The sequence below is a fragment of the Shewanella frigidimarina genome, from assembly GCF_003797125.1.
Taxonomy (GTDB): Bacteria; Pseudomonadota; Gammaproteobacteria; order Enterobacterales; family Shewanellaceae; genus Shewanella; species Shewanella frigidimarina.
This window is the reverse complement of sequence record NZ_RKKE01000003.1, coordinates 723,925-738,911: the sequence shown is the minus strand read 5'-3', so window position 1 is coordinate 738,911 and position 14,987 is coordinate 723,925. Positions and strand designations below refer to the sequence as shown.

Sequence of the window (14,987 nt, the reverse complement as noted above, 5' to 3'; positions counted from 1 at the left end):
AGTAAATTAGTCTAGATTTGAAGTTTGATTGTTATACAGATGACAAATTAATACTCAGCATCAATATAATTGATATAGAGTATCATAAATTAAAAGTTTTACTTAAGGTGTTCAGACGTTATTTAAAGGTGCGACTTGGCTGGTAATGCTTGACGACATCAACATTAAAGTGATTTGCTTAATCAGTTAATGCGGTAACGCTCATAATACTGTGAGTATGACTCTGTGGTTGTTTTTCACTATGGTGTTGATACTGAGACTAGGGGAAACTTTATTGCTAGGCGATATTTAAAATAATTTTATATACATAAAAAAACGGCATCCGAAGATGCCGTTTTACAAATAAACCTATCGCTTATAACGAATAGTTTAGAACTTGTAAGTAGCCGTAGTATGGAAGAAACGGCCTACGTTATCGTAAGCAGAGCTATCAGTATCGGTACCTGTGTAGCCGTAAGGTAATTCACGGTTAAACACGTTATCGATACCAAACTTCAATCTTATACCTGAATCGAAGTTGTATGCAACTGCCATATCGTTGATAAAGTAATCGCCAAACTCCATGTTGCTATTAGGATTCGCGTTTAAGGCTAATTCCTTATCAGTATAAAGGCTTACACCCTCGACATAGCGCGTTCTCCAGCTAACATCCCAGCTATCGATTGAGTAACTTAGGCTCCAGTTTGCTTGCCATTCAGCATAGCCTGCCGTGCCTGCAAGTTCTTCAAACGTATCTGGTTCATCCTGGAATGAAAAGTCTTTACGTTTTAGTAGACGAGTCGCAATAAGGTTAGTGCGCACGTCACCACTAAAGGCTTCAAAGTTATAACCAATATCAAAGTCAATACCAGCAGCTTCAAGCGACGCAATGTTCAACGAGAACTGTCTAATTTGAGTGATTTCGTGGCTAGTTGAATCACGAGTAATCAAACTACAGTATTCATTATTCACACCAGATTTAGAATCAACACAACGATCGATAATATCTTGAGCACCAACAGCACTGATAGCGTTTTCGATCTCAATATTCCAATAATCGGTAGTGATCGATAAACCATCAATAAAATCAGGTTGATAAACAATCCCTAACGTGAAACTTTTCGATTCTTCTGCTTGTAGCTCGCGATTACCACCACTTAATCCTTCAAGCGTTTTATCGTCGTAGTCAGCGTCAAAACCAGCAGGGATCCCTAACGCCGCACAGTTAGCTTGGCGTTGAGTTGGATCAGCCAGATCATTTAAGTTTTTAGCACGACAAGAGTCATCTACAGAGAAGAATGTTTGGCTTGCAGCACCATAAAGCTCACTGATGTTAGGTGCACGAATAGCTTCTGAGTATGTAGTACGAACGCGGATCTGATCATCAACTTCCCAGCTTAAACCAGTTTTCCATGTTGTAGCATTACCAATGGTGCTGTAATCAGCAAAGCGTATTGCAAGATCTAAGTCTAGCTGACGTACCATTGGTAAATCGGCTAACAAAGGAAGCGTGATTTCAGCAAAGATTTCGCTTACATCAAAATCGCCTTTATCTTCGCCTAATGCATTGAAGAAAGTACCTGCTGCATTTGAAGGTTCAAATATCTCACTTTCTTCTTTACGGTATTCAACACCAGTAGAGAAGCCTGCATAACCGGCAGGTAATTCAAATAAACTAGAGTTAGTTAGTGAGCCACCTAATACGGTTTGCTTAATAATCGATGTACCAGTTGAAGCGGTATTAATATAATTAATCGCATCTTGACTTGGTGCACCAAAACCAAAAATGTTGACTGGCACACAGCCTGCATCTCTAGCTGACTGATCACGACATACCGCAATCCCGTTTTCTAATACAGAATCAAGGGCGTTGGTGTAATTGTCATAGATTAAGTTATTTTTATTAACGCGCTCTAAATCAGTTTGACCATAAATAGCATAGGCATCGTAATCCCAATCTTGGAATACTATACCTTCAAGACCGATAACATAACGTTGAGTTTCGCGAGTATCATCTTCAATGCGCGCACCCAAGTCCGTCATAAAACGACGAATATTAAGTGTATCTAATGGCGCTGAATTACCGTCGCTATCCTTGTTTGCTTTCATTAAAGCAACCAGTTCAGGATTGATAAAAGCGTTATCAATTTTGATATCGTTAACCGGATTGCCAAAGAAAAATGCTGGTTGACCTTCATCTGTTGATTGGCTGTTAACGTATTTAGCTTCAAAATAAACGTTATGATTATCGTTAAGCTGGTAGTTTGCTTTAAAGTTAATATTGTAACGTTCGAATTCAGGTTGTAATTCTACAAACTGGTTTAAGTTAGTGACATCGCAATTTGCACAACGAATACCATCAACATTTTGACCGCTATAAACATCGCTTAATGAGCCATCAGGGTTAAAGCTTTTCCAACCATCTAAATTGAAGGTACCGGCATTACTAATTGTGTAGTGACCTGCATTAGGAGTCCATATTTTGTCTGGATCAGATGGGTCATTATTATCTTCAGTGCGGTTTTTATTTGCTAGGCTCGAAAAAGCAGTTGAAGTCTGATCGCGATCAAATGCTCTTAATTGCTCTTGAGCGCTGTACTCAACCGCAAAGGCAACGTTACCATCACCCTGGGCAAAATCAGAACCATAAGATAATGAGAAACGGTCTTTATTGTGACCACTATCGTCAGCCCAACCTTTGGTTGCGGATACATCTAAGCCATTAATATCTTTCTTTAAAATGAAGTTTACAACACCGGTTACCGCATCGGCACCGTAAATTGCAGATGCACCGCCGGTAATTACTTCAACTCTATCGATCCATACACTTGGAATGGTATTGACGTCGACTGAAGAAGTACCTGCAGAACTTGATACATGGCGTTTACCGTCCACTAACACTAGTGTTCTGGCGGTACCCATGCTTCTTAAATCGAGCAAGTTAAGACCCGAAGTACCAATAAAGCGGCCTGAGTTGGCAAGTGAGTAGGTGTTACCCAGTGCAGGTAATTGGTTTAGCGCTTCACCAATATTTGTTACACCAGTTGATAATAACTCGTCGCCAGTAATTACTGTAACTGGTGTTGGTGCAACAGCACCTTCGCGAATAATTCGTGAGCCCGTTACCGAGATTCTTTCGACAGCTGGTGCTGTATTCGCTGCGTCTTCTGCTGCAACAGTATTGAATGTGGTTGCTGCAGAAACGGCAACTCCACTGATTAGCGCAAAGCGAATAGCTTTGGCTAAATGTGAATTAGCTTGCATATTTTAACTCCCTGAAATATTTTTTTATTATGATGTAATCATTGAGATCATTTTTAATATAAAAATGAAACAAAGTTACACAGCTATTGATATAAGCACACCTAAATAAAAAAACAATATCAGGTCATCATGTTGATGACTTGCAACACACATACAATTAAACTCATTTTTATTAACATTTATAGATCACAATCATCATAAAGTTATGATAATGTAAATCTTATCATTACAGTGTAATTTTAAATGAGTTTATTTGTTAATTAAATGATTGTAAATTATTGGTTTATTGTTTTGTGGATAGTTAATTTAGGTTAACTTGTTAATGTTATGTATATAAATTATTTTTAATTTTTATGTGAAAAAATATAACGTAGCGTTTTTTTTAGTTAAATTACACATTTCACATGTTTATAAATTTGTTTCATGCACATAATTAATATGGTTTTTACGTAAATAAATCTTGGTATTGACCTTTTTTATATTAGAACATCATTCATTAATTGAATAGTTATGGTGTTTAAGTAATTTGTTATTCGATTGTTTAACATTCGGAGCAACATAGTCTTGATTGCCTTAGTTAAATTTTTTTAAACAAAAACGCCAGTAATAAGCATTGCAGATACCTTATCAATAAGAATTATCAATAATGGCTACGATCCATGATTGATAATGCGTAATAAAATCCTGTTTTATTGATGTAGGTTTTTATAATCACAAAACCAATCTGTAAATAACACCGATGATAAAGCCTAATGTCGATAGAACGCTGCCACATAAATGAAGGTGATTCCAATTTTTTATTGGCAAATGTAGGCATATGAATTTCTGTCGTAATAGCGGATGCAAAGTAAATACTCATTAAGATATCTACTTTTTTATTAAACAGTGAACTGTAGGGATAGACTTTGCATGGGTTACTGTTTTAGCTCGGTTAATAATCATAAGATTTAAGAGTGCAACGACAAAACTAGCGATAATACTATCGGGGAAATGCGGAAGTAGTTGTACAGGTTGCCGTATTCATGCTTGCACGATAACGATGAGTTAACTGGCTCAGCAGCCGCAAAAATAATGGTTTACATTGCACTGTGACAAAACCACGTATAATAGTTAATGCGCATCACTAATAACATCAATAGTAACATCAACATCAACATTCACATCAATATCAGTACCAGCATCAGTTATAAATCCATCAACTCTTTCATCAACTTTACCACCGGTATCATTCTATTTTATGGATGCTGATATTACAGAATCGTGAATCAATAATATTGATGGTCGCCATCATTATTATCAGATTTTATTCTGATTATTTCAAAGGTAGTCTTATGTCTGACAAGAAGGCTGCCATGAATATTAGAAACAACGATGATGTGTATCTGTATATTTCTTTAATATTTATGCTGCAGCCAAAGAATAACCATTAGTGTATTTGGAATGTAGTTTATGACTGCTTTAACAACAAAAACGTCAACGGTGCCGATACAGAATGTTTACACACAAGACGCTGCGAATAGTGCAGTTATCAACATGTGCCAGCAAGCTGAACAATACGGGCAATCTAAAGTCATTAAGTCGCACTTAGAGTCATTCGGCTTAGCTATTTTTGCCGGTGCTTTCATTGCGTTGGCTTTTGTTTTTTATATTACGGTAACGACCGGAACAATTGGTCCTTGGGGGCAAGTGCGCTTTATTGGCGGCTTAGCGTTTAGCCTAGGGTTAATTCTAGTGGTTATTTGTGGAGGAGAATTATTTACCAGTACGGTATTAAGTAGTGTTGCATGGGCTCAGAAACGGGTAAATACCAAAGATTTATTGATGTGTTGGACTCGTGTCTATGTTGGCAATTTCATTGGTGCTATGTTGATGTTGTTGTTGATTTTAGGGGCTAAAATGCACCTGCTCAATGGTGGTCAATGGGGCTTGAATGCATTAAATATTGCGCAACACAAAATACATCATGATTGGAGCCAAGCATTTATTTTAGGCATTTTATGTAATGTTTTGGTGTGCCTTGGTGTCTGGATGACGTTTTCCAGCAAAGACGTACTAACCAAAGCCTTCTTACTTATGCTGCCCGTCGCCATGTTTGTCAGCAGTGGTTTTGAACACAGTATTGCTAACTTGTTCATGGTGCCGCTGGGGATCATGTTGCAGCAATTTGCATCGGCTGATTTCTTTAATGCTATTGGTGTACCCGCAAGCCAGTTTGCAGATATTACCATAACGCATTTTCTGTTTAATAATCTTATTCCTGTCACGTTAGGCAACATCGTCGGCGGTGCTTTATTCGTCGGCCTTGCTTATTTAATGATCGAACGATTAAAGCACTCTAATGCTAATCATACAGCGCCTATGGCGTTAGCAACGTTGGCATTAGCTGAATGTATTCCGGCGATTGACGCGCATATTTTAAACCAGGCTATGTCAAACCAGGCTGTTTCAAATAAGTCAGCTTCTAACCAGTCTAATTCAGATAAGCCAATACCCAACGTAACAATATCAAGTCGATCAATGGTCAGTCAATCGACCACAGACTTTTCCAAATCACATTCAGTATTAACCCAAATCCACCATGAATCTAACCTTACACCTTCGCTAAAAACGAATGGGAGAACTGCTATGCCTAAATCAATTATTAATCTTACTGTCAGTGAATTAATGGAAGCCACACCTTTTACATTGTCACCAGAACTCTCTATTCATGAAGGACTGATGCAACTCACTGCTGCGCAAGAACGCGGTGCACCAGTTGTCGACAAGCAAAATCGTTTATTAGGATTTGTATCTCAGCAAGATTTATTAAGATGCTTATGGTCTGAAGAATATAACAAACACATTAACAGTCATGTTGCTGATTTAATGCAGACGCAAGTGATGACCGTATCTGGTAACGATAAAATTGCTGATCTTGTTGAGTTAATGGTTGTCGATAGAGAGAAGCTGTTTCCTGTTACCGCTAGCGGGATGTATACCGGAAGCCACTTTATGAGTTATGAAGAACGCTTAAGACATGCTTCTGCGAATAAACCGAGTAGTTTTCCTGTGGTGAATGAAGGGTTATTGCTTGGGGTTATTACTCGAGAACAGATAGCCACTAAAATTTGTTCGGTGATGGGATAGTTAACTCAATCGATAACGCCTTTAACGAGCCATCTAGTGGTTAAGTAAAGGCGTTACCAAATACCATTAAAGCGTTTTACTCATGCGTCTTGCTTCATTTAGGACGCAATCGCGCAGCGGATTATCACCCGCATCATTACGCCATACAAAAGACAATTGACGCTGTAGGTTAAGCTGTGGTGTATCAATAATAACCAGCTTACCTTCGGCAACATCTTGCTCTACGGTAATATGGGGCAGGCAGCTTAAGTAAGCCCCATTTCTGACTAATGCCTTTAACAGCAATACATGTTCGTACTCTTTCCACACATTGAGCTTTTCAAGCACACCATGGATGGCGCCCTCAAAAATACGCCTAGTACCAGCACCTTGCTCTCTAAGTACCCATTTTGCTTGTTCCAATTGCGCTAAACTAATTTTTTCAGCATTGGCATAAGGGTGATGCGGCGCAGCAACCACCACAAGATGGTCATCAATCCACTTCTCTTGATGTAAGCGGCTATCGTCATTACGCCCCTCAATAATACCAAGGTCATAGTCGTAGTTTATTAAGCCTTCAACAACGTGTTCGGTGTTTTCAACCTCAAGATCAATCCTTAGCTCTGGAAAATCATTATCAATTTTACTGATTAAGTTCGGCAATAAATATTCAGCCGCAGTTTGGCTAGAACATAACTTAAATTGACCACTAATTACGTGTTGTTCATGCAAACCAAATTGAATTTGTTGTGCATCTTGAAGTAATTGGCGTGCTTTGGGTCTTAACCAATTACCCCAATGGCTTAGGGTTAGTCGGTTGCCTTGTCTAATAAACAGCGGACGGTCTAATAAATTCTCAAGCTGAGAAAGTGACATACTCACCGCTGATTGGGTCATCGATAACTTTCTAGCAGCTGCGCTCACACTTTCAAGACTGGCCACAGCATCAAAAACGGTAATTTGTTTAAGCGAGTATTTCATATCAGCGTAATAGCTCCGTTTTATGAATCATTTAAGTATCAATAAAATTGATGTTTACTAGTATTTGTTTCAATAAGTAAAACGGAAGGCTGTTGTATAGGCAAGCGACTTATAGCAACTTTGCAACTGAGGTTTAGTTTTTATTACAAATAAACAATAATTTATCGAAAGTTAGACAGGAAGATAGCGATATATACGATGAGCATAATGCTTTTAGTTGATCAATATTTAGGCTTTATGACGAAAATGAAACAAAAAACCAGCCGAAGCTGGTTTTTATAATAGACAAATGTAGAGTCTATTCATGCAATTTATTACTGTACGTTTTCGCTGTCGCTAAATTCGCCAGCAAATAATACTGAAGATAAGTAACGCTCAGCAGCTGAAGGCAATATCACCACAATGGTTTTGTCTGCAAATTCGGGTAATGCAGCAATACGGTTCGCGGCAACAACAGCAGCACCAGAAGAGATACCGACTAAAATACCTTCTTCTTTCATTAAACGACGAGCCATTTCAATAGACTCTTCGTTAGTAACAGCTTCAACACGGTCAATAATCGACAAGTCTAGGTTACCAGGGATAAAACCAGCACCAATACCTTGAATCTTATGTGGACCAGGTTGAATCGGTTGGCCTGCTAATGCTTGTGCAATAACTGGTGAGTCAACTGGTTCAACAGCAACAGAGGTAATGGTTTTACCTTGTGCTTTAAGATAGCGGCTTACACCTGTTAGCGTACCACCAGTACCTACACCAGCAACGAATACATCGACTTCGCCATCAGTATCATTCCAGATTTCTGGACCTGTGGTTTTTTCGTGAATTTCTGGGTTAGCAGGGTTATCAAATTGACCTAGTATTAGGTATTTTTCAGGCGCTGACAGACGAATTTCTTCAGCTTTATCAATAGCACCTTTCATGCCTTTAGCGCCTTCAGTTAGCACTAAGTTTGCACCTAATGCTTTAAGCAATTTACGACGCTCAAGACTCATGGTGTTTGGCATGGTTAAAGTTAATTTGTAACCACGTGCTGCAGCAACATAAGCAAGTGCAATACCGGTGTTACCTGAAGTAGGTTCAATTAACTCGATATCTTTGGTGAGTAGGCCTTTCTTTTCAGCATCCCAAATCATGTTGGCGCCAATACGACACTTAACACTAAAGCTTGGGTTACGTGCTTCTACTTTAGCGAGTACCTTGCCGTTACTGACGCGGTTTAAACGAACTAGCGGTGTGTTGCCTAAAGTATATGAATTATCTTCGAAAATTTTGCTCATGGATTATTTGCTCCTATGGTTGCATTGTCTAATCATAATCTGCTCAGCAGGATTTAGAAGTGAAAATTTGTTCTTCTTTATTCTTTTTAGTTATTAAGGAGTTTATTTTTATTCTAAAAACCTTATAGATGCTGCTATATTAGGCTTTCGGAGTAAATTGTCATCATTCAATGGTCTGACCATCAAACAAATTTAATTTAGTATGACGAGATTAAATCATAAAATACTAGAATAGCGTTAATCAGCAAAATGTTTCTCTGTCGTGCCACCCAAATGATCAGTAAGGTTATCGATAAGCGATGTTAAAACCTTCAGTGATTCATGTCGATATATCTGGCACTCAAATGAGCTTTCGCTAACTCATTCACTAAAAATGGTAGAGTAAAATGAATAAAGTTGTGATTTCAGGCAGTGGTTTATACACACCACCTTACAGTGTCTCTAACGACGAATTAGTTAACTGTTATAATAGTTATGTTGACCAATTTAATCAACAGAATGCGGCCGAGATAGAGGCCGGGAATACGCTTGCGTTGGCATATTCGTCAAGTGAGTTTATTGAAAAAGCCTCTGGGATTAAAAGCCGTTATGTCATGGTAAAAGACGGTATCCTCGATACCAACATCATGATGCCATTAATTGCTGATAGACCTTCTGAATCGTTGTCTATGCAAGCTGAGATGGGTATTGAAGCCGCTAACCAAGCATTACAGCAAGCAAACCTAACGGCTGAAGACATCGATTTGGTGATTGTGGCGTGTGCTTATACTCAAAGAGCTTATCCAGCCATTGCAATTGAAATCCAACAAGCCATGGGCACTAAAGGTTTTGCCTACGACATGCTAGTGGCATGTTCATCGGCTACGTTTGCGATTGTGAATGCCGTTAATGCTATTCGTGGCGGCACAGCTAATCGAGTGCTGGTTATAAATCCTGAATTAACCTCGCCGCAAATTAACTTTCGCGATCGTGACAGCCACTTTATTTTTGGTGATGTGGCAACTGCAGTGGTAGTTGAACGTGCAGAGCTATCAACATCGACGAATGCCTTTAGTGTGTTATCGACTCGCTGTGTGACCGAGTACTCAAGTAATATTCGCAGTAACTTTGGCTTTGTTAATCGCTGCGATCCAGAAAATGCAACCACATCAGATAAGCTGTTTCATCAACAAGGCCGTAAAGTGTTTAAAGAGTTATTGCCGATGATTTACCAACATTTAGACGCACAATTTACTGATGAACAAATAAAACCTGAGGAATTTAAGCGCTTATGGCTTCATCAAGCCAATATAAACATGAATTTGTTTGTAGTGAAGAAGCTGCTTGGTGATAATGTAGAACCAACTCAAGCGCCTATCGTATTAGATGAGTATGCTAATACCGCTTCTGCGGGATCGGTTATTGCTTTCCATAAGTTTAACCAAGACTTTAAAACGGGTGATTTAGGCTTGTTGTGCTCATTTGGTGCAGGTTATTCTATCGGCAGCATCGTACTTGAAAAGTGTTAAATGATTTGAGTACTAGACAGAAATAAAGGTGACTATATTGCGAGTGTTGATTGTAGAAGATAGCACCACTGTATCGAAAATATTAAAACACATGATTGTTCAGGATCTTGGATACCATGTGGACATAGCGCCTGATATGTCGAGTGCATTGACTTTTTTAGAAGAAAATCAATATTTTGTAGTGGTTGCAGATTTAAATTTACCCGATGCTTCTGACGGCGATATCGTCAAGTTAGTGGCATCGTATTCGACTCCTTGTATCGTACTGACTAGTAATTTAGATGCTGCTCAACGTCGAGAAATCTTAAAACTCAGCATCGTTGATTATATTCCAAAGGATAAACGCCACAGTTATCAATATGTGGTCAAGTTAATTGACAGACTTTATCGAAATCAAGACGTTAAAGTGTTGGTTGCCGATGATTCGTTAGTGAGTCGTAAGTTTGTAAAAATGCTCCTTGAACAGCATTTGTTCAAGGTTATAGAAGCCAATGATGGCGAAGAAGCATTAGCCGTACTACAAGCGCAGCCTGATATTCAGTTGCTTATTACTGATTACAACATGCCAAAAGTTGATGGTGTTGAACTTGTTTTACGGGTACGTGAGCAGTTTAACCGTGAAGATATCGCCATTATTGGTTTGTCTAATGACAATGATGAAAGTTTGTCGGCAAAGTTTATTAAAAACGGCGCTAATGATTTTTTGCAAAAACCGTTCGTGCATGAAGAGTTTCATTGTCGAGTGCTTAACACCCTTGATTCACTCGATATGATGCGTAATTTGTGGCGTAAAGCCAATCGTGATTATTTAACTAAAGCCTACACTCGGCGTTACTTTTTTGGTCAATACCAACAAAATGATTCGGAACAAAAACTGTTATCGGTGGCACTATTAGATATAGATTTCTTCAAAAAAATCAATGATACCTATGGCCATGATGTCGGCGATGAAGTGTTAATTGAATTTGTGCAGCGTTTAGAAAACGCCTTTGCAGCGAATTTTACTGTAGCGCGTTTTGGTGGCGAAGAATTTGTTGTAGCGTTTAAAGGTTTAGATGCCACTAAAGCTAGCCTACTAGTGAATAAATTTCGGGAACAATGTGAAAGCAACCCGATAAGAACCTCGGCAGGTGATTTGCCTGTTTCATTCAGTTGTGGCGTGTCTACCGTGAGTAATGAAACATTAGACCGGGCACTGCAACGTGCCGATGAGCTACTGTATAAAGCTAAAAATGCAGGTCGTAATAGGGTTGTTTCTCAGTAAGTTACTTCACCTGATGAGTTAGCTAATATAAGGCCGTTGATACTTGAGTATCAACGGCTTTTTTGCCTCGATGGCTGTCCCGACAAGGTTAATTGTAAACCTATTGGTTATGCCTAAAGCAGCCAAGCGTAACTGAGTTTCATGAAATAGGTTTTTTCGTCTTGGGTTAACGAGTCGATATCATCATTGGCAATAAATGCGTCTGAATAACCGAGGTAAAACACACTTTGGGGATTAAGTTTATAGCCATAGAGCAATTCATTACCAATATCTTGATACAGTGTATTTGGACGTTGGTAACGATATAAGTCAGGGTCGCGCTCTATGCGAGTATACACACTGCTTAAGCGTATAAAACTGTTTAGCGTCAGCTGCCAATTGAGTCGCATATCGGTTAGGTTAGCTGTAAATAAACGACCATCATCGACGTCTAATGTTTGGTAGCGGTGTGATATATCAAGCACTAATGATTCGGTTAATTTCCATTCGATGCCAGGATTCAACATAGTGATAGTTGCAGGCCTGTTATTAGCGAAATCAATGTCATCGCCATAGTTCACATCTAGTTCTAATTTCAGCGATCCAATAGGGGTGAAGTTGGTGTAAAACCAACCTAAGGTTTCATTAAATTCACTAGTGTTATTCTCTATATCAATAATGCTCGGGTTGTGGCGTCTGCCCACTCGTTGTCGTTGCACGATCCCTGTGGCGATAAAACTTTGAAGTCCGCCGTCAAACTCGATATACATTTCTGCTTCTTGCTCAAGTCGTTCATTGTTTTGATTATGGGTAATGTCCCAATCGCCGCCGAGGTTAATTTTGCTGAAGAAATGATTGTCTGGATACCAAATGTAGCCACCGCCAGCGACAAATTTTGCGACATCAATTTTGTCGATAAAGCCAAGATCGGCACGAAAGTCATCGCCTGTTGATTCATAATGAGTACTGGCATACCAATTACGACGTTCGTGTTGATAACTGATAGCGTACATGCTGTCGTTAAAGTTATCGTCTTTATGGGTACGTAAAACGCGTTCGTTGATATTACAATCACCAAATTCGCATTGTTCAGATTGCTGTAAACAATCATCCGTATTGCAAAATTTAGTGAATAAATCGTCCGGATAAGCTGTTTGTGAATGCGCATATTGCGCAGTGAAAGTATCTTGTTTCGTCGGTTGGTACTTTATATCAACACTGGCAACATAGTTATGATAATCATCGGCTTGCTTTAACGTCACTAAGCCACCAATTGAAAACTCTCTGCTAGGGTCAAATCGATAGCGAGCCGCCATGTTATGACTTTGCTGATCCAATATCGCCACATCAGAACTTAAATTGCCAGGGACTAAAAACTGGGTTTGAGTGTCATTGGCCGCTAATATTGCGACGGTATGGTTATCGGTTTTGTTGGTCAGCTTTACCCCATAATCGGGCGAACTAATATTGCGGGTGTGCAGTAAATCTAATTGGGTATCAAAGTAATCTTTGTTGTCTAAGAAAAAGGCGCGTTTTTCCGGAAAGAAGAGTGCAAATGTGTTGTTTACATCTAGCTGACCCGCATCAGCTTCTACTTGAGAGAAGTCTGGGTTAATTGTGGCGTTAAGTAAGGTAGTCGGTGTGATCCCCCAACGTAAATCTAATCCAACATCAACATTACTTTCATCACTCCAAGGTTGGGCCTGCGCTACGTCTCGTTGCTGGCTTTGATTTGCCACAATCGAGGGTGTTAGTTGGAGGTCTTTCCCTTGAGTTGCGCCGGCTAAACCCGATGCGATACCTAATTGGCATAACTGACATGACACGTTACGGTCTATTTTATGAGTGGATAAACGATGGGTTTCATTGCGGGGATAAAAGCGAATAAGCTCAATGCCCCAAGTTTGAATTGGATTACTGTCATCAAAATTAAACAGTCTTAAAGGGAGTTGCACCTCAACTTGAAAACCATTTTTGGTGAGTTTACCTTTGCTATACCAAATCCCGTCCCAGGCATCACTTTCTTGACCAATGAGTTCATTTTCAATGGAGTCACTTTGCGCCCCATAAGGGTTAATAAAAAATTGGTAGGCTAAACGAGCATTATTGAAGGTATCCAGTTTAATACCCACCATGTCATCGCCCCAGGATTTATCTCGATCACGTAGATTTGCTCGAATATTGTCTGGATTAGGATCGTGGGCGGTAAACGCAAAATATAGGCTGGTGTTTGACGCATAGACTTTAGCTGTGGTTATTACTGGTGCAGCGGTATTCTCACCAGGAGAGGTTTCATAACGAAGCATTACCTCGGTAGCGTGTTGCCAAGCTGATTCGTTAAAGTCGCCATCCATCTCAATATCTTCATTGATGGTCGGGATGTCGAGATGAAATTGCTGGCTCGAACCGGCAAACGCAGCGAAAGATAATACACTGCTCAATAATGCCAAAATTAATATAGCGCCACAGGTACGTGCACAGGTTTGAGTTAATCGGTTGATTGGTGTAAAGCTGTTAGTTGGAATTAAGTTGTTGATCACTTTTACTCTGTTTTTATTTTTTGTTATTTCTCTTATTGTCGCAAAAAACTCCTTAAAACGTAGGTCCGACTTGTACCAAAATAATCACTAAATTGTTACTGAATGTTAAATTAACTTGCGTGAATGTAATAAAAAGCCCGATAGTCGCTATCGGGCTTGTCTTTAAGCTGTACAGTTTAGGTTGTTCTACTACGAGAAAAGACCATGCTTCTATTGAGCCATTACCTTCCAACTGATTATTTTTCAAAAATAATCAGTTGGATTAACTCTCTACAGCTTAATTTTCTAAAGATTAATCAGGGGCGACAATACTATTTTTATAGGCATCACGATATTTATCGACCCACATAGCCGTTGCACCACAAATGGCTACCGGCATAACGATAAAGTTTACAATCGGGATCATTGAAAACACTGTCACGGTAGCACCGAAGCTAAAACTCGAACCCTTGGTATTTTTGAGAGCGAACTTCATATCGTCAAAAGGCACTTTATGATTATCAAATGGATAGTCGCAATATTGAATTGCCATCATCCACGCGGTGAATAAAAACCATAAAATGGGCGCTGCAGTTTGGCCGATAATCGGCAACCAAAATAACACTAAAAACAGTAATGCTCGTGGTAAATAGTATTTGAGCTTAATCCATTCACGACCAAAAATACGCGGCAAATCTTTGATCATATCGACCGAACTGCCAGTATTTAAGTTTTTTCCAGTGAGATGCTGCTCGACTTTTTCGGCCAATAAACCATTAAACGGCGCCGCAATCCAGTTCATGACTGAGCTGAATAAAAACGACATTACCACTAACATTGTCAAGACGGCTAATGGCCACAATAAAAAATTCAACCAGCTTAAATATTCTGGAAGTTGCCCGTTCATCCAGGTAAATAGCTCAGTTAATTGTCCTAGTGCAAAATACATCGCTGAGGCGAATAAGACTAAATTGATCATCAGCGGGATAAATACAAATGAACGTAAACCCGGCTGTTTAATTAATTGAAACCCTTGGATAAAATAATTCACACCACTTTTTTTGGCGATTATTGAATTGGTAACCATTGAGACTGCCTATTTTGTGAC

General features: G+C 39.2%; 8 protein-coding genes. 3 read left to right on the top strand and 5 right to left on the bottom strand.

Annotated features, from left to right (window positions below; genetic code table 11):
* Positions 1-369: 369 nt before the first annotated feature.
* Positions 370-3,243 carry a TonB-dependent receptor domain-containing protein gene (locus EGC86_RS12675; RefSeq protein WP_011637925.1) on the bottom strand — a complete coding sequence of 958 codons (2,874 nt, stop codon included), beginning with the start codon at positions 3,241-3,243 and terminating at the stop codon, positions 370-372.
* A 1,533-nt stretch (positions 3,244-4,776) separates the two neighbouring features.
* Here EGC86_RS12675 and focA point away from each other — a divergent pair.
* The gene (focA, locus tag EGC86_RS12670) at positions 4,777-6,369 is read left to right on the top strand and encodes a formate transporter FocA (protein WP_425376040.1); all 1,593 of its coding nucleotides are present in this window, start codon (positions 4,777-4,779) and stop codon (positions 6,367-6,369) included.
* Between the two features lie 66 nt (positions 6,370-6,435).
* Here focA and EGC86_RS12665 read toward each other — a convergent pair whose 3' ends face one another.
* Positions 6,436-7,329 (bottom strand): LysR substrate-binding domain-containing protein, encoded by an 894-nt coding sequence (locus EGC86_RS12665; protein WP_011637923.1) that lies wholly within the window; start codon positions 7,327-7,329, stop codon positions 6,436-6,438.
* Between the two features lie 314 nt (positions 7,330-7,643).
* Entirely contained in the window at positions 7,644-8,609 is a 966-nt protein-coding gene (gene cysK / locus EGC86_RS12660) for a cysteine synthase A (RefSeq protein WP_011637922.1), read from the bottom strand.
* Positions 8,610-8,995: 386 nt separating this feature from the next.
* Between cysK and EGC86_RS12655 the strand changes: the two genes are divergently transcribed.
* Both EGC86_RS12655 and EGC86_RS12650 read left to right on the top strand, forming a co-directional pair.
* Positions 8,996-10,117 carry a beta-ketoacyl-ACP synthase III gene (locus EGC86_RS12655; RefSeq protein WP_123777789.1) on the top strand — a complete coding sequence of 374 codons (1,122 nt, stop codon included), beginning with the start codon at positions 8,996-8,998 and terminating at the stop codon, positions 10,115-10,117.
* A gap of 37 nt (positions 10,118-10,154) precedes the next feature.
* Positions 10,155-11,381, top strand: a complete 1,227-nt coding sequence (locus EGC86_RS12650) for a response regulator (RefSeq protein WP_165872410.1) — start codon at positions 10,155-10,157, stop codon at positions 11,379-11,381.
* A gap of 113 nt (positions 11,382-11,494) precedes the next feature.
* On the opposite strand, the gene EGC86_RS12645 is transcribed toward EGC86_RS12650, so the two are convergent.
* Positions 11,495-13,861 carry a carbohydrate binding family 9 domain-containing protein gene (locus EGC86_RS12645; RefSeq protein ID WP_123777932.1) on the bottom strand — a complete coding sequence of 789 codons (2,367 nt, stop codon included), beginning with the start codon at positions 13,859-13,861 and terminating at the stop codon, positions 11,495-11,497.
* A 331-nt stretch (positions 13,862-14,192) separates the two neighbouring features.
* Positions 14,193-14,966, bottom strand: a complete 774-nt coding sequence (gene cysZ, locus EGC86_RS12640) for a sulfate transporter CysZ (protein WP_123777788.1) — start codon at positions 14,964-14,966, stop codon at positions 14,193-14,195.
* Between the last annotated feature and the right edge of the window lie 21 nt (positions 14,967-14,987).